Below are 16973 nucleotides of genomic sequence, written 5' to 3' on the forward strand. Positions count from 1 at the left end.
CATTTTATCTTACTGCGTGACGACGGCATCGGTGAACACTTTTGCAATCTCCTCTGGCGTCATTTTAACGATATCGTTAACGCGATCGCGATCGGCTAATAATGCGAATAAGGATTGAATAATTGCCACTTTTTCGCAAGTTTTATCAATGGCCATCATGACCACGATCTCCGGCACCACCCTCTCTTCCGGCTCATCGGTACGGTGAAACGCCACGCCGGCCCGATTGATACCGATGGCAAACCCGGTGTGGTTAACATGCTCAAACTCGGTATGCGGAATGGCGACGCTGTGGGTCTCCATAAAGATCCCCGTCGGGTAGCGCTCCTCACGAGCGAGCACGCCGTCGGTGAAACTCGGTTTTACCAGACCATCCGCCAGCAGACTTTGGGCAAGGCGGGTTAGTAAGGCCGTCCGACTCACGGCCTCGTTAAATGTCACCACTCGCTGAGCGCTAAACATCATTTTCCTGCCTCCGTCGCCGCTTCTGCCGGCTGTTCATTTTCCTGGGCCAGTTTGCGGCGATTCCACAACACCAGCGCGAGGGTGCACAGGGTCAGAATCCCGACGCCAATTTCTTTGAGGTGGAAGCTCTGGATAATCGCCCACGGCAACATGGCCCCGGCATAATCCACGCTACTGATACTGGTGGTGCCCTGCGGCAGCGAGAAGCCAGTGCTGACCGCGGTGCTGGTGACAATCGGCGCCAGGTTGGTACCAATCAGCAGCGCCAGGCTCAGGGTTAACAGCCCGGTCAGCAGCGTGCGGAACATATCGCCGCGGCATACCGCCGTTACCAGAACAAAGGCAAAGGGTAAACCGGTTAATGACGCAAAAGGCAGGAACTGGTTGCCGGGAATGATGGCCGCGAGAACCAGCATCACCGGAATCATCAGCATCGAAACGGACAGCGTGACCGGATGCCCGACGCTGACGGCAGAGTCCAGACCAATGGCAATTTTACCGAACGATCCGGCTCGTGACTGGGCAATTTCCTGAATACGCTCACTGATCGGATAGACCCCTTCCATCAGCATCTTCGCCATCCGCGGAATAATGGTCATCACCGCCGCCATGGTAATCGCAGTTTGCAAAATAGCCTTGACTTCAATGCCGGCAATAATGCCGAGAAGCGCGCCGATAATAGCCCCGAGGGAAGCCGGGTCGCCGAGAATAGATAATCTCCGCTGAATCACTTCCGTATCAATTTTAATATCACGCACCACCGGAATACGGTCGACAATAGCATTCACCAGCCATGCCGCCGGAACAAATGAAGCGGAGAAACCGTGTGGCACCGAAATAGAGGGCAGATTTAAATATTTTTCAACATCGCCGCTGGTACGGTCGGCAATCACCATCGTAATAATGCAGTTAATCCCGGCGGCAAATATCCCCAGCCACAGGCTATCGGTAATAATCGTCACCAGTGAGCCGGTAAACGCGTGATGCCACAGGTTCCAGATATCGACGTTCAACACCCGGGTGGTTTTGGTGTACAGCATCAGCACGTTAATCGCCACGCACACCGGAATCACCAGCGCTCCGACGCGCGTCCCCATCGCCACCGCCGCTGCCGCGGGCCAGCCCACATCCAGCACGTTCAGATTCAGACCGAAACGCTCTACCAGCGCGTGGCTGACGGGCGTCAGAGAATCGATCATCAGGTTCACCGTAATGCTTAAGCCGATAAACCCGATCCCCACCATTAAGCCCGCTTTCAGGGCTTTACTGAGGGACAGACGTAATAATAGACCGAGGAGCATAAATATCAGCGGCATCATCACCGATGCGCCTAAACCCACGATGTAATCAACAATAAACATGGCTTAACCCTCGGCGAGAATTAATTCTTTCACGCTGCTGAACACTTTATCGGTACCCATGCCGGTTAATAGCGGCAGAGCGTTAATGACCGGAACGGACAGCGCAACGGGCGACGTCGAGACGATAAAATCGACATCGTCACGGGTTTTGGCTTCCGCCACGGTACCTTGTGAAATACGAACCTTATCGAGGATATTTTCTTTTTTCAGGAAGTCCTGCAGTTTATTTAAGGCGACGGTGCTGGTCGCTACGCCAGCGCCGCAGCAAATCATCATGTGTTTCATATGAATTCCTCTCTGTTTTGGTGAGGGGAATTAAAACATGCGGAGGGGAGAGGAATTGTGATCAGTGTGTAATTTTACACACTGAATACACAAAGGATGGTAAAAAGACAGTAATCAATTGATAACTATGAGAATTAAGTTTTATCTGAACGATAATCAGGCAAAAACCGTGATATAGCTCTCATTAAATGGCTCGTTCATCACAACATTTCCGCTTTTCATCTCAGGGCTGCGGCGCGTTATCCGTAATACCGTAGGCGGCATATTTCTGCAGCAAAGCATGATATTCCCCGTTGTCACGCAGCGTTTTCAATGCCGAAGTCAGCTGCTGCGCCAGCGCCGTGTTGCCTTTGCGAACGTAAATCCCCAGCGTTTGCGGGTAAATCGTCTGCGGGGAACTCACCTTCAGGCGGCCTTTACTACGCTGGGTAAACAGGCTGACCACGCCAGCGATATCCACCTGGGCCTGAATATTTCCGGAGAGCAGCGCCTGCAGCGTCTCCGGCGAGGTCGGGAACTCTTTAATCTCAATAGCCCCTTTGCCCTGCTGCTGGCAATCGCCTGCCGAAAGCGCCTGCAGCTTTTTCACCCATGAAGTCCCCTGCTGTAGTCCGACGGTTAGCCCACAGAGATCGTGTTCCGTTTGCGGCGCCACGGGACTGTCGCTGCGCACCATAATATAGGCCCCGGTGTTGGCGTACGGGATAGCATCCGCCTGACGGGTACGTTCCTCAGTGATATAGAGCGCCGAGATCACCGCATCCTGGCGCCCGCCGCTCAGACCAAGGATCAGGCTGCTGAATTTCGTATCCACCAGCTGGAGCGTTAAGCCTGTTTGCTGGCTGAGCAGCGCCGCCAGTTCGGCATCGAACCCCACGATGGCGTCATCCTGCCAGGATTCAAATGGCGGGTAGGCCACTTCCATAGCTATTTTTATTTTTCCCGGTGAGAGAGTGACATCGGCGGCATTGGCCGCCGATGCCAGCCCCAACGCCAGTCCCAGCGTGGTCGCAAGATAACCTAGTGAGAGACATTTTTTCATCAGTTGGCTCCGGTTAAGCAGAAATGCGCCGATGATGAGCATCGGCAAGCTGGCAAAGCAGTTCGAACATCAGGGTCGCGCCGGTCAGGCTGGTGAGATTGCCCTGGTCAAACGGCGGCGACACCTCCACCAGGTCGGCACCAATCAGGTTCAACCCGGCAAGCTGGCGGAGACAATGCTGCGCCTGCAAGGTGGTCATACCGCCAATTTCCGGCGTTCCGGTGCCGGGGGCATAGACCGGATCCAGCACGTCGATATCAAAGCTGATGTAGGTGGGCTGGTCGCCGACAATCTCCCGCGCCCGCTGCATCACCCGCTCGACGCCCAGTTCATTGACCTGCTCCATACGGATAATCGTGATGCCGTTTTCCTCCGCCCAGCGGTGTTCATCCGCGGAGAACAGCGCGCCGCGAATACCGATTTGCACCGTGCGTCTCGGGTCGAGAACCCCCTCTTCCACGGCGCGGCGAAACGGGGTGCCGTGGGTAAAGCGCTCACCGCCAAAATAGCTGTCGTTGGTGTCCGAATGGGCATCAAAATGGATCATGCCCAGCGGCTTATTCCGTCCCAGCGCCCGCAAAATCGGCAAGGTGGTGAGATGGTCGCCCCCCGCGGTTAACGGCATTACCTGCTGCTGATTAAGGGCGTGATACCAGGCCTCAATGCGCGCCAGGCTATCCTGCATATCCACGGGATTAATTCGCACATCGCCCAGATCGCCCACCCGCGCATAATCGTAGGGAGAGCGGCGGGTCACCGGATGGATCCGCCGCACCAGGCTGGAGGCATTGCGCAGTTCGCGCGGCCCGTGGCGTGTGCCGGCACGGTTAGTGGTTCCGCCATCCCACGGCACCCCCACCACGCTGATATCCAGTTCGCTGGTCTGCGGGGCAAACGGAAGACGGAAAAAGGTCGGTAATCCGCTGAAGCGCGGAATTTCACCATCCTGCGGCTGCGGGTACTCATGTTCAGTTGCGGATGTCATTGCAGTTTCTCCATGGCTTATCGGGGCGATAAAGAGATACTGCGGAACGTAGTACAGAGAAAAAATAGTCAAAGCCAAAAAATTAGTTTAGAAAAATAAAAACAAAACCCGGGACTTACAGTGGAGTATTCCCCTATGTCAGTGGGCAAATTTCCCAATCTGCGCCTGTTACACGTTTTTATCACCGTCGCAAAATATCAGGGCTACGCCAACGCCCAGCAGGAGCTTAACCTGACGGTTTCGGCCATCAGCAACTATATGAGTGAGCTTGAAGAGAAGCTGGGAATCATTCTGTGTCGCCGTGGCAGAGGCGGATTTTCGCTGACGGAAAAAGGGGAAACCGTCCTTCAGCAAAGCATCGATTTGCTGAATTCGCTGGAGGATTTCGAACGCAATACGGCCACTCTGCGGGGCGAGCAAACCGGGATCTTTAATCTTGGCGTCATCGATTCTACGATTACCGATCCGATGCTGCCCATGAGCGATATTATTGCGACATTCAGCGAACGCTTCCCGCGGGTACAGATAAACCTGCAGGTCAGAAGTCCGAACGCGCTTTTACAGGGCGTGTTGAATAACGAACTGGATCTCGCCGTCGGGACCTTCTCACTTCAGGCCAACAGCGTGATTTCTCATCCGCTCTATCGCGAACAAAACTGGCTCTACTGCGGCGATAAGCACCCGCTCTTTACCGTTAAACATCTGACGGAAGCGCTGATTTCGCCGATGCGGATGGTCACCCGCAGCTACTGGAGCAACAGTGATTTGGGGCGTAAAGGCTTTAAGCAGAGCGAAGCCAGCGCCGAAAGTATGGAAGCACAGCTGATGCTCATCTTGTCCGGCAAATATATCGGCTATCTGCCGGAGCACTATGCGCTGCCGTGGGTACAAGCGCAAAAGCTGCGCGCCCTGCTGCCGACAGAATATGGCTACCAGGCTCCCTTTTCGCTGATCTTTCGCCGCGGGCGCAGCAAAGAGACGTTAATTCGCGCGATGCGGGATACCGTCCGCGCTCGCGTGAAAGGGCGAAAAGGCTAAAGGCCGCAGGGCGGAAAAATCTGACGCTTACTCCCGGCCGCCGGTGGCCAGAATGTAGCGCTGCGGCGACACGCCAAGCTTTTTACGGAACATCGCGATAAACGCGCTGGCGCTAGCGTACCCCAGTTCATGAGCCAGTTTGCTCACCGTCACGCCGCGCGCGAGATTGCATACCGCCTCCAGCAGACGAATCTGCTGACGCCATTCTGAGAAACTGAGATGGGTCTCTTCGCGGAACAACCGCGCCAGCGTGCGCTCGCTGGCCCCCACTTTTTGCCCCCACCACGCCAGCGTGGCCGCATGGTCCAGCTCGCGGCAAAGGGTATCGCACACCTGGCGCACGCGCCGGTCGCTGGGGAGAATGACATGGCACAGCATGCTGGCAGGCAAGCGGGCCAGCTCGTCGCTCAACAACGCCAGAATCAGCGCCTGACGTTCCGTCGACACGGTCTCTTCCAGACCGGCTGCAATCAGGGTATGCAGTAGCGGGGTAGCGGCCAGTCCACGGCACTGAAGGCCAAACTGACGCGAGGCCTGAGGGGTTAAATAGAGATTTTGCGTCACGACGTGATCAATCGCCTGCAGACCGTGCGACAAACCGCCGGGCAGCCAGATGGCACGACCGGGCGACAGCAGCCAGATATGCTGCGGAGTCACAATTTTTGCCACACCGCGCAGCGGGTAGATCAGTTGCCCTTGTTCATGCTGATGAACCGGCTCTTCGCTGCCGGGGGTATATTTCAGCTGGCGTAGCCCTTCAATAGCGTGCGGGATTGTCATCTTCACCTGCCCTTTGTCCGATTCTCACCATTTATCCGTACTGCTGCGTTTAGAGACAACTTTTGTCCGAATGGCGACATCCAGGTGACCAGTCGCGCCATTCTGCCATGGACAGGCTTCTCTTTTGAAGTTGAATAATTATCATTTCCATCCAATTCTAATAACAGTCGGAAATGCTATGAGACAGATTGGCAAGTTTCTCAGGGATAAACCGTTGAAAGTACTGGCATGTACGATCATCGCAGGATACAGCGGGCAAGCGTTCACTGCGGATAACGGGCAGGATAGCACAAAAGAACAGACGATAGTGGTTACCGCCGATGCCGGTGCGCAGGGGCAGGATGACGAGAGCAACATCGTTGCGCACAGCGCGACGGCGGGCAGTAAATCCAGCCAGTTGATTAGCCGGACGTCGCAAAGTATTGCCGTCATCACCCAGGCGCAAATTGAGGCGCAGGCGGCAAAGACGATTCCGGAAGCACTACGCTACGTCTCCGGCGTCGCCTCGGAAAACGCCGGGCCGGATACCCGTTTCGACACCATTATCGTGCGTGGATTCGAAGCCGACGAATATCTCGACGGCCTGCGTCTGCCGCGTGAAGCCTGGTGGAGCCGCCCGGCGTGGGATCCGTTCCTGCTCTCGCGCATAGAGGTGGTCAAAGGGCCGGCATCGGTGCTCTACGGGCAGGCCAATCCGGGCGGGATCGTCAATATGGTGAGCAAAACCCCGCAGGCTGACGCCGGCGGTCAGGTGTATGTCACCGCGGGCAATAACAACCTGTTTGGCACCGGTTTCGACGTTACCGGCCCGCTGAACGCCGACAAAACGCTACTGGGCCGCGTCGCAGGGACCTTTTTCGATACGCAAACCCAGGTCGATCACACCCGCTACCAGCACTATGATATTGCCCCTTCGCTGACCTGGCAGCCGAACGAGCGAACCAGCCTGACCCTCCTTGCACAGCTGCGCAAAGACCCGGACAGCGGCTTCTACAACCAGATGCCGATCTCAGGCACCCTGACCCATAACCCTAACGGGCAGATCTCCACCAGCTTCTACGGCGGACAGCCCGGTTTTGATAAGTACGAGCGTGAACAGGGCAGTATTGGCTATCAGTTCCGCCATGACTTTAACGATACGGTCACCTTCCGTCAGAACCTGCGCTATATCAGCAGTACAGGTAACTATCTGATGGTTTATCCGTGGGGCGAGCACGCCGACGCGCCGTTGATAGACCGCTATTCGATGAACCTGAAAGAGACCATGTCCAACTTTGCGGTGGACAACCAGGCGGAGTTTCACCTGCAAAGTGGCCCGATCGCTCACGTTCTGCTGGCGGGAATCGACCGGATGCACACTTCGGTACGCAGCCAGGCCGGCTACGGCGATGCCAGCCCGATCAACTATCTCGATCCGGACTACAGCACCCCGGTTGAAAAACCGGCCTTCACCAGCAATACCCACTCAACTCTGGATCAAACCGGGTTCTATTTACAGGATCAGCTGGAGTGGAATAACTGGATCGTCAATCTCGCCGGGCGGTACGATGCGGCGAAAACGAAAAGCACCGATCTGCTTACCGATAGCCGCAGCGAACGTAACGATTACGCCACCACCGGCCGCGCCGGGCTGCTCTACCACTTCGACAACGGACTGGCGCCGTACATCAGCTATTCGACGTCGTTCGTGCCGAGCAGCAATACCGATTTCTACGGCCACGCATTTAAGCCCACCGAAGGTAAACAGTCGGAGATTGGTCTGAAGTACGATCCGGTTGGCCTCGATGCGCTGTTTACCCTTGCGCTGTTTAACCTGCGTGAAACCAACGTCGCCACTCCGGACCCGGATCATGCCAACTTCAGCGTGCAAACCGGTGAGATCCGTTCTCGCGGCGTCGAACTGGACGGCAAAATCAACCTCACCCCGGCCTGGTCGGTACTGGCATCCTGGGCCTTCACCGACCCGAAAGTCACCAGCGCTAACGACGGCACGGAAGGCAAACATCCGGTGGGGATTTCCCGTCACAGCGCCAAACTGTGGACCCAGTATGCGCTGAGCGGCCCGCTCGACGGTTTCTCGCTGGGCGGCGGCGTGCGTTATATCGGCAGCAGCTATGCCACCAGCGATAACAGCCTGAAAGTCCCGGCGGCGACGGTGTACGACGCGCGAATTGGCTACCAGTGGCGTGAATGGGGCGTGGCGCTTAACGCCGCCAACCTGACGGATAAAACCTATCTCGCCTCGTGTCAGGATAACGGCTGCGAATATGCGATGAAACGCCAGCTGATTGCCACCGTGAACTACAAGTGGTAGCCATGCTGTCACGACGCAGGTTGCTCACTGCTGCCCTGCTGGCCCCCGCTCTGTCGTGGGCCAGCAGTTCGCCTGTGCCACAGCGACTGGCGGTACTGGACTGGGGGCTGACCGAAATGATCCTCGCTCTCGGCATTACGCCAGCGGGGGTTTCGGCGCCGGACTGGTATCGCAAACTGATCTCCGTTCCGACTCTGCCGGCAGCGGTGCAGGATTTAGGCCTGTTGTTTCAACCTAATCTGGAAACGCTCTATGCGTTGAAACCGGACACAATTGTGATCACTCCCCAACACGCCCTGTTAAAACCGGCTCTGGCGCAGGTGGCCCCCCTCGTGACGCTGCCCGCCCATGGCCTCAGCGCCTTTATTAGCGCCACGCAACAGCTGGGTATCGTACTTAAACGTGAACCCCAGGCGGCCGCGCTGATCGCCGCTCTGTCCCAGCGCATTATCCGTGCCCGCGGCTATGCGCAGAAACTGCTTCAGCCGGTCTTGTTCGCTTCCCCGGTGGATGCGTTACACCTGCGGTTGTATACCGCCGGTAGTCTGCCGGGCGATGTACTGGCGGCCTGCGGGATGCGCAACGCCTGGCGTGCAAGCGGCGGCGCCGAAGGCAACGTCCTGGTGGAGCTTACCCGTATCGCCACCCTCGATGCCCGACCGATCCTGCTGGTCGCGGCGGATCAGCGTGAGGCGGTAGCGCACTGGCAGCAAAGCCGGCTGTGGCGAAGCCTGCCGCTGACTTCACGCTATCCACTCGCGCTGATTGAGCAGCCCATCAGCGACGCCGGCGCACTGATCACCGCCGGGCGTTTTGCCGATATTTTCAGCCAGCTGATGGCGGGGTGGCGCGATGCATGAGCCCTTTTCCCGTCATCTCTCCTGGGGCGTTATCGGCATGCTGTGGCTGGCTTCTCTGCTGCTGGCGGTCGGCGATGTGCGGCATCAGGGCGGGTTTGCCGCGCTGTTCGATGCCCACAACGTTCAGCCGACGACGATTATCCTGCACAGCATGTGGCTTCCACGACAGGGGATGGCCATCGTAGGCGGCGCGACGCTCGGGCTGTGCGGCTGGCTGATGCAACGCGCGCTGCGCAACCCGCTGGCGGAGCCGATCACCCTCGGGATGACTTCCGGCGCAACCCTGGCGATGGGCCTGGCGTCGCTGTGGCTACCGGCGCTGACCGGCGGAATGCGGATGGGGATGATTATCGGCGGCGAGCTGGTCGCACTGCTGCTGGTTCTGCTTCTGAGCTGGCGCCAGCGCCTCTCTCCGCTGGTGATGATTCAGGCGGGAATGATGATTAACCTGTGGTGCGGTGCGCTGACCATGCTGATCGCCATTATCAACGACCGTTTCCTGCTGACCGTGCTGATGTGGGGCGGCGGTTCGCTGGCGCAGGAGGACAGCCATCTGCTGCTGGCGCTGCTGCCGTGGCTGGCGCTGTGCGTCGGGCTACTGATGCTGCTATTTCGCCCGCTGGAGCTGCTGCAGCTCCCGGAAACCATGGTGAATAGTCTTGGCGCTTCACCGCTGCGGATTCGTGCCGCCGCGGTGCTGCTGGCGCTGGTGATGAGCGCGCTTATCATCAATGCCGTCGGCGTCATCGGCTTCATTGGTCTTGCCGCACCGCATCTCGCCCGTTTTGGCGGCGCGCGCACCTCGCGCCAGCTGGTGTTGCATAGCGCCCTGACCGGCTCAGGCCTGCTGTGGTTTACCGACCTTTGCGTTTCACGTGTTTCCCTGTTTAACGGCCAGCTGCTGCCGGTGGGGATGTTAACCGCCCTGACCGGCGGACCGCTGCTGATCCTGCTGGCACGCTTCGCCCGTCAGCAGAGTCTGGATACCGCCCCGCCGCCGCAGATGTCGTCCCACACCAGCCGTTGGATTCCCTGGGCGGCAGTGCTCGCCCTCGCGGTATCCGTGGCTATCTCGCTGTTTTTCGGCCATGGTCTGGCCCACTGGCACTGGGCGCATTCGGCTGAGCTGGCTCAGCTGCTGCCTTTACGGCTGCCGCGTCTGCTGGCGGCCATTAGCGCCGGCGCGTTGCTGGCTGGCGCGGGGGTACTGATGCAGCGGGTTAGCGGCAATCCGCTCGCCAGTCCTGAAGTGCTGGGTATCGGCGGCGGCGCGGCGATGGGGGTGACCGTGTATATTTTGCTGTTTCCCACCCACGGCAGCACTTTTTTGCTGTTCAGCAGCCTCTGCGGCGCGCTTATCAGCCTGCTGCTGACGATGTGGAACAGCCGCCGCAGCGCCTTTAATCCGCAGCGGGTGTTACTCAATGGCGTCGCCCTCAATGCCCTGTGCCAGGCGGCGGTGAGCATGGTCATGCTCAATAACCTTGCTGCCAGCTCGGTGCTGCTGCCGCTGATGACCGGCAGTACCTATTACATCAGCGCCCCTCTGGCGCAGTGGCTGTTTATTGCCACCCTGATTTTGCTGACCCTGACGCCGCTGTTCCGCCGCTGGCTGGTGCTGCTGCCGCTCGGCGGGGTTGCCGGTTCGCTGGGGCTTTCCCTGCCCCGCGCCCGTTTCGGGGTACTGACGCTGGCGGCGCTGATGACCGGGCTCGCCACGCTGCTGGTTGGCCCGGTGTCGTTTATTGGCCTGCTCGGGCCGCATCTGGCGCGTAAAACCGGTGTCAAAGGCGCGCTGGCGCAGCTCTACACCGCCGCGCTGCTCTCCGCCTGCATTATGACCCTCGCCGACTGGCTGGGACGCAACGCGCTCTATCCGCGCCAGCTTCCGGTCGGACTGGTGGCCTCGCTTATTGGCGTCCCGCTGCTGGTCTGGCCGTTGATTCGCGCAAAGGGCCAGCGTGGGGCTGAATAACAGATAAAAAGCCATGAAAAAAAGGAATGCCGCATGTCGGTTTTGTTGATTTTATTTCGTATGGTCGGCGGCTGGCTGCTGCTGGCGGTTGTCGCCGGGTTAATCAGCGGGTTTAGCAATGCGTCGCTGCTGGCTATGATTAACCACAGTCTGACGCTGCCGCAGGAGAAAAGCGCTCTCGCTCCGGGAATACAGTTTGCGCTGCTGGCGTTGCTGATGCTGGCGACCCGGATTGTCTCGCAGACCACGTTTATGTTTCTCGGGCAGAAAGTAAAGGCGCACCTGCGCGGCGAGCTCACCCGCCACGTCAGCGAGACCCGCTGGCTGTCGCTGGAGCGTGCCGGGATGGCGAAAACGGTGTCAGTGCTGACTCAGGATCTTGACACCCTGGTGGTATTTTTTGTCAGCCTGCCAAACCTGTTTATCTACGGCGCGGTCATTATCGGCTGCCTGATTTACCTCGCCACCCTCTCCGCCAGCGTTCTCGCACTGGCGCTGGTGGCGATAGCCCTCGGCACTCTGGGCTATCGCGCCGCCCACGGCCGGGCGATCGGCCTGCTGCGCCGGTCGCGACAGCGGGAAGACACCTTGATTCAACAGTGCAAAAAACTGTTCGACGGCGGACGCGAATACCGGCTTAATGCCGCTCGCCGCCAGCGATTTGTGTATGGCGAGCTGGCGGACAACATTGAAGCCGTCCGCCGGGAACGGACCCGCGGGTATGTCCTCTACGGGCTGGCCACCAGCTGGGGAAGTATTCTGTTTTTTGCCTTTATCGGCCTGGTGCTGTTCGGCCTGCGGGACTCCCTGACGCTGGATCCGGCGACCATCACCGGCTACGTCATGATCTTTCTCTACATGATTGTGCCGGTCGAAGGCGTGCTGTCATCGCTGCCAACGATTGCCAGCGCCCGGGTGGCGCTCCAGCGGGTGCAGCACCTGCGTGACCATCTGCCCCCGGAACAGCCGCAGCGCCCGCTGCCTGCGGTGCCCTTCCGCTCCCTGACGCTGCAAGAGGTTCGCTATCAGTACCAGGGAGAAGATGGCGAACGCTTTACCCTCGGGCCGCTGAATCTGCAGTTTACGCCCGGGGAACTGGTGTTTGTGGTCGGCGGCAACGGCAGCGGCAAAACCACGCTCGCCAATCTGCTGGTCGGCCTTTATCCTCCGGATAGCGGGGCCATTTTACTGAACGGCAGCAAGATTGCCGCCGACCAGCAGGCAGGCTATCGCCAGCTGTTCTCTGTGGTTTTCAGCGATTTTTTTCTTTTTGACGACGTGGCGTTTATCCATGAGCGGACGCCCGCGCAGGTGGCGCATTTGCTGCATCTGCTAAAGCTCAGTCATAAAGTACGTTTCCAGAACGGCCGTTTTTCGACGACCGCCCTCTCGCAGGGACAGCGCAAGCGGCTGGCGCTGCTGCAGGCCTGGCTGGAGGCGCGCCCGCTGTATCTGTTTGATGAGTGGGCCGCCGATCAGGACCCGGAGTTTAAGGCCGTGTTTTACCTGGAGCTGTTGCCAATGCTCAAAGCCGAAGGCCGGACCATCGTCGCGATCACCCACGACGACCGCTACTTTTACCTGGCGGATCGGATTATCAAGCTGGAGTCTGGGCAGGTTGTGTAGTCCGCGCGTGCTCCGCGCAGAGGCGCGATTTCGCGGAGATATCTTTACCCGTCGGTAAGGTTATCTCCGCCGGCACCTATTCGTGAATCTTCCATTTTTGTTTGAGGATATTTTTATCCTGACTGTCCAGCCAGCGGTTCACCTTCTCCAGCAGCGGCTGATTATCTTTGTTCATCATATAGACTTTAAAACTGGCGGTGCCCGGGAAGGGTTTATCCGTCGCGACGCAGAAGACACCGGGCTCTTTGTTCTCGTAATAGACGCCTTCAATCAGGTCGGTGACCATCATATCGGCGGTTTTCTGGCGTAACGCCTCGAGATTATCGACGTTATTTTTGACCCTGATAATCTGCGCATGTTTGAGATGAGCATCGACGTAGCTCTGATTGGTGCCGCCCGGGTTAACAATCACTTTCACATTGGGGCGGTCAATCTTTTCCAGGCTGCCGAGTGCCGGGGCCGCCATACAGTTCGCCAGGGCGATTTTTCCGTTTGCCACCACCGGATGGCTGAGGGCGAAATCTTTAGCCCGTTCCGGGGTTTCAGTGACACCGCCCATCGCAATATCAAACTTATCGGCCTTCAGATCGCTGGAAAGCGTCGGCCAGCTGGTCAGCACAAAGGTGACCTTAAGCCCCAGCTTCTGCCCCAGATCCTTTGCCATATCCACGTCGTAACCACGCAGTTCGCCCGCTTCGTTGTGGAACGCCAGCGGAGCATAGTCGCCCGGAACGCCCACTTTCAACTCACCGCTTTGTTGAATCGCCTGCAGATCCCGCGCCTGGCTACCGCAGGCAATACTCGCGAGTACGAAGGTCAGACAGACCTTTAAGTTCATACCATCATCCTTATCAATACGTGGGTTTTGTGAAGGTTTTGCACGATTCCAGCGCGCTTTATTTTCTGCTCATTTGTTGCACAGATTACAACATTGTTAATCGTATGTTTTATTTTTGTGATGCACAACCAGGAAACGTTGCACTTTCTTTGTGCATATTCTGGCGAAAATATACGCTCTTTGTTCGCCTGCCTCGCGCATTTTCCCAGTGATACCGCAAAAAACGGTTTTCCGGAACAGATGGCATGCATCGTGCTTTGTTAGTTGAGTAACACAATGCGGGTTCATGAGAGAGAAATCTCATTGAGAGGCGGGTATGAACGATAACTCCAGGCTGTTTCGCACCATCGAGTCGATATTTAGTCAGCTGACGCCAAGTGAAAAACGCATCGGCAGCTGGCTACTGAGCCATCGGGAACATATTCCCTATGAAACGGCCGATAGCATTGCGCTGGCGACCGGTACCAGCGGGATCACCGTCGGCCGCTGCCTGCGCAAACTCGGCTATCGCAACCTCGACGACGTCAAAAACGGTCTGAAAGATCATACCCCGGCGCCCTATAAACACTGGGGCGTCATCGACCGCCTCGACTCCTGGGCGCAGCAGCAAACCCAGCCCGATCGCGCCAGCCTGTCGCTGCAGATGGAGCTGGATGCGATCCGCTATGTTTATCAGCTGGCGCAGGAAGAGACCTTCGCCCGGGTCAGCACGCGGATCGCCCAGGCCGATACGGTGATTGTGCTCGGGATCCAGTCCACGCGAGGCATCGCCAACAGCTTTTTTAGCCATCTCGAATACCTGCGCCCGCGCGTGACCTATGCCGACGGCAGTTCCGGTAGCTGGCTGGAGTCGCTGAACTCCGAATACGCACACCCTTACATCATCCTGACGGATACCCGCGCCTACTCCAGCACCGCCCGCCAGTTCTGTCGGGTTGCCGCCGAGCGGCGCATTGCCACCGCGCTGGTCACCGATATCTGGTGTCCGTGGGCCCGCGACTATCCGGTCGATCTGCTGCAGGTCAAAACCGATACCGGTCATTTTTGGGATTCCCTCGCCCCAATCAGCTGTCTTTTCAACCTGCTGCTCTCCGCGGTCGTCGAGCAACTCGGCCCGACGCTGTCGCGCCGGCTGGCCGAAAACCGGGCGCTGCAGCAGGAATTTGGTCAATTTGAACGTGAATAAGCGCCTGCTCGTCAGGCTCCAGGACAGGAAACAACAGATGAATCAGCAAGTCACTCTGGTCGATATCCGCGCACGCTTTCCGGCGCTGGCTATCGATCTCAAGTACGCCAGCGCCGATAACATTACCGGCCAGCCCATCTATGCCGAAGCCCGCTGCCTGCTGCACCCGGATGCGGCGGCGGCGCTGGAGAGATCCCTGCGCATCGCGCAGCTGGCGGGCCTGAATCTGCAGGTTCTCGATGCCTATCGTCCGCAGCAGGCGCAGCAGTTGCTGTGGAACGCCTGTCCGAACCAGGACTACGTGGTGCCGATTGCGCTGGGTTCGAACCACAGCCGCGGTACCGCTATTGATGTGACGTTAATCGACGAAAACGGCCAGCCGCTGGATATGGGCACCGCCTTCGATGAGATGGACGATCTCTCTCACCCTTATCACCCGGCGGTTCCCCAGGCCGCCCAACGTAACCGCCTGCTATTGAACGCCATTATGTTTGGCGGCGGCTTTAAGGGTATTTCCACGGAATGGTGGCACTTCGAATTACCGGATGCGGCCGGTTATCCGCTCCTTGACGATGTTTTCGCCTGCCTGTCCCCCGCTCACACTGACGGAGTCATTCCATGAATATGAGTCGCACCTCTTTTACCGGTTTTCGCCCGCTGCTGTTGGCCGTTGCGCTGGCAGCGGCTATCGCCCCGGCTTATGCTGCCGTGCCCAAAGATATGCTGGTCATCGGTAAAGCCGCCGATCCGCAGACGCTCGACCCGGCCGTCACTATTGATAATAACGACTGGACGGTCACCTACCCGGCCTATCAGCGGCTGGTCAAATACAAAACCCAGGACGGGAAAGGCTCAACGGACGTCGAGGGCGACCTGGCCGAAAGCTGGCAGGTCTCTGATGACGGTAAAACCTGGACCTTTTCACTGCACAAAAACATGCAGTTTGACGACGGCACGCCGGTCACCGCCGAAGCGGTAAAACTCTCTTTCGAACGCCTGATGCGCATTAAGCAAGGTCCTTCGGAAGCCTTCCCGAGCGGGCTGAAAATTGAGGCCGTGGATCCCGCCACGGTGCGCTTCATCCTGCCGGACTCGTTCGCTCCGTTCCTCCACACCCTGGCCAATGATGGCGCGTCGATCGTCAACCCGGCGGTCCTGAAGGCCAACGCCGCCGATGACGCCCGCGCCTGGCTGGCGGAACACACCGCCGGCTCGGGAGCCTATATGCTGCAGCGCTGGCAGAAAGGCCAGCAGCTGGTGCTGGTGCCCAACCCGCACTTCAGCGGCACGAAGCCGACCTTTAAACGCGTGACGGTGAAGATTATTGGTGAAAGCGCCGCCCGCCGTCTGCAGCTGACCAAGGGCGATCTGGATATTGCCGATGCGCTGCCGGTCGACCAGTTTGCGGCCCTGAAGAAACAGGATAGCGTGGCGGTGTATGACTATCCGGCGCTACGCGTGACCTACCTGTATCTCAACAACAGCAAAGCGCCGATGAATCAGGTCGATTTACGCCGCGCCGTCTCCTGGGCCACCGATTATCAAGGGATGGTCAGCGGCATTCTCGGCGGCAACGGCAAACAGATGCGCGGCCCAATCCCCGACGGTATGTGGGGCTTTGACCCGAGCGCGATGCAGTATTCCCTTGATATGGATAAAGCCAAAGCCGCGCTGGCCAACGTCGCCGATAAGCCAAAAACCCTGTCGTTCCTCTACTCCGATAACGACCCGAACTGGGAGCCGATTGCGCTCTCCACCCAGGCAAATCTGCAAACCCTCGGCATCCAGGTGAAGCTGGAAAAACTGGCTAACGCCACCATGCGCGAGCGCATTGGTAAAGGGGATTACGATATCGCTATCGGCAACTGGAGCCCGGATTTCGCCGACCCCTATATGTTCATGAACTACTGGTTCGAGTCAGATAAAAAAGGGCTGCCGGGCAACCGTTCGTTCTATGCCAACCCGCAGGTTGACGCGCTGCTCAAACAGGCCGTCGCCACTACCGACCAGACAGAACGCACCCGGGATTATCAGGCGGCGCAGAAAACCGTTATCGATGAGGCCGCCTACGTCTATCTGTTCCAGAAGAACTACCAGGTGGCGATGAATAAAGAGGTCAAGGGCTTCGTCTTCAACCCGATGCTTGAGCAGATTTTCAATATTGCCGATATGCACAAATAGCGCATCTTAACCTTGTGATGCCGGGCCGTCGCGGGCC

Annotated in this window: 15 protein-coding genes; 8 read left to right on the forward strand and 7 right to left on the reverse strand. The window is 58.2% G+C overall.

Translation table 11 applies throughout. The annotated features are described in order from the left end of the window. Nucleotides 1-9 precede the first annotated feature (9 nt). The 5 genes from ROR01S_RS04155 to speB form a co-directional block, all read right to left on the reverse strand. Nucleotides 10-465: a PTS sugar transporter subunit IIA gene (locus ROR01S_RS04155; RefSeq protein ID WP_004866667.1), complete on the reverse strand. Its 456-nt coding sequence runs from the start codon at nt 463-465 to the stop codon at nt 10-12. Continuing rightward, the gene (locus ROR01S_RS04160) at nt 462-1826 is read right to left on the reverse strand and encodes a PTS galactitol transporter subunit IIC (RefSeq protein WP_004866671.1); all 1365 of its coding nucleotides are present in this window, start codon (nt 1824-1826) and stop codon (nt 462-464) included. The genes ROR01S_RS04155 and ROR01S_RS04160 overlap by 4 nt, the downstream gene beginning before the upstream one ends. 3 nt (nt 1827-1829) lie before the next feature. Then, nucleotides 1830-2111, reverse strand: a complete 282-nt coding sequence (locus tag ROR01S_RS04165) for a PTS sugar transporter subunit IIB (RefSeq protein WP_004866676.1) — start codon at nt 2109-2111, stop codon at nt 1830-1832. A gap of 223 nt (nt 2112-2334) precedes the next feature. After that, complete coding sequence (locus tag ROR01S_RS04170; protein ID WP_064359145.1) at nt 2335-3153, reverse strand: ABC transporter substrate-binding protein; 819 nt, start codon at nt 3151-3153, stop codon at nt 2335-2337. Between the two features lie 13 nt (nt 3154-3166). Continuing rightward, complete coding sequence (speB, locus tag ROR01S_RS04175; protein WP_015585905.1) at nt 3167-4138, reverse strand: agmatinase; 972 nt, start codon at nt 4136-4138, stop codon at nt 3167-3169. A 135-nt stretch (nt 4139-4273) separates the two neighbouring features. On the opposite strand from speB, the gene ROR01S_RS04180 reads away from it, so the two are divergent. Next, a complete protein-coding gene (locus ROR01S_RS04180; RefSeq protein ID WP_015585904.1) occupies nt 4274-5176 on the forward strand; it encodes a LysR family transcriptional regulator in 903 nt (300 codons plus the stop codon). 27 nt (nt 5177-5203) lie between these two features. Here the strand turns inward: ROR01S_RS04180 and ROR01S_RS04185 are convergent, their stop codons facing one another. Then, nucleotides 5204-5956: an AraC family transcriptional regulator gene (locus tag ROR01S_RS04185; protein ID WP_004866685.1), complete on the reverse strand. Its 753-nt coding sequence runs from the start codon at nt 5954-5956 to the stop codon at nt 5204-5206. A gap of 178 nt (nt 5957-6134) precedes the next feature. On the opposite strand from ROR01S_RS04185, the gene ROR01S_RS04190 reads away from it, so the two are divergent. Genes ROR01S_RS04190 through ROR01S_RS04205 form a run of 4 tightly spaced genes read left to right on the forward strand, consistent with a single transcriptional unit; the run spans nt 6135 to nt 12731 of the window. After that, nucleotides 6135-8270, forward strand: coding sequence for a TonB-dependent siderophore receptor (locus tag ROR01S_RS04190; RefSeq protein ID WP_044350317.1), 2136 nt, complete (start codon nt 6135-6137; stop codon nt 8268-8270). A gap of 2 nt (nt 8271-8272) precedes the next feature. Continuing rightward, a complete protein-coding gene (locus ROR01S_RS04195) occupies nt 8273-9130 on the forward strand; it encodes an ABC transporter substrate-binding protein (RefSeq protein ID WP_064359146.1) in 858 nt (285 codons plus the stop codon). Further along, nucleotides 9123-11105 carry a Fe(3+)-hydroxamate ABC transporter permease FhuB gene (fhuB, locus tag ROR01S_RS04200; RefSeq protein WP_004866695.1) on the forward strand — a complete coding sequence of 661 codons (1983 nt, stop codon included), beginning with the start codon at nt 9123-9125 and terminating at the stop codon, nt 11103-11105. The genes ROR01S_RS04195 and fhuB overlap by 8 nt, the downstream gene beginning before the upstream one ends. 33 nt (nt 11106-11138) lie before the next feature. Continuing rightward, nucleotides 11139-12731: a cyclic peptide export ABC transporter gene (locus ROR01S_RS04205; RefSeq protein WP_064359147.1), complete on the forward strand. Its 1593-nt coding sequence runs from the start codon at nt 11139-11141 to the stop codon at nt 12729-12731. Nucleotides 12732-12807: 76 nt separating this feature from the next. Here ROR01S_RS04205 and ROR01S_RS04210 read toward each other — a convergent pair whose 3' ends face one another. Beyond that, nucleotides 12808-13569, reverse strand: a complete 762-nt coding sequence (locus ROR01S_RS04210; RefSeq protein WP_004866701.1) for a transporter substrate-binding domain-containing protein — start codon at nt 13567-13569, stop codon at nt 12808-12810. Between the two features lie 316 nt (nt 13570-13885). On the opposite strand from ROR01S_RS04210, the gene ROR01S_RS04215 reads away from it, so the two are divergent. From ROR01S_RS04215 to ROR01S_RS04225, 3 genes are read left to right on the forward strand one after another with little or no spacing between them, the layout of a single operon-like run. Continuing rightward, nucleotides 13886-14755, forward strand: coding sequence for a MurR/RpiR family transcriptional regulator (locus ROR01S_RS04215; protein ID WP_004866702.1), 870 nt, complete (start codon nt 13886-13888; stop codon nt 14753-14755). Nucleotides 14756-14792: 37 nt separating this feature from the next. Beyond that, a complete protein-coding gene (gene ddpX / locus ROR01S_RS04220; RefSeq protein WP_004866705.1) occupies nt 14793-15377 on the forward strand; it encodes a D-alanyl-D-alanine dipeptidase in 585 nt (194 codons plus the stop codon). A 2-nt stretch (nt 15378-15379) separates the two neighbouring features. Beyond that, nucleotides 15380-16936 (forward strand): ABC transporter substrate-binding protein, encoded by a 1557-nt coding sequence (locus tag ROR01S_RS04225; RefSeq protein ID WP_369974013.1) that lies wholly within the window; start codon nt 15380-15382, stop codon nt 16934-16936. The last annotated feature ends 37 nt before the right edge of the window (nt 16937-16973 follow it).

The organism is Klebsiella ornithinolytica NBRC 105727 = ATCC 31898 (genome assembly GCF_001598295.1).
GTDB lineage: Bacteria > Pseudomonadota > Gammaproteobacteria > Enterobacterales > Enterobacteriaceae > Klebsiella > Klebsiella ornithinolytica.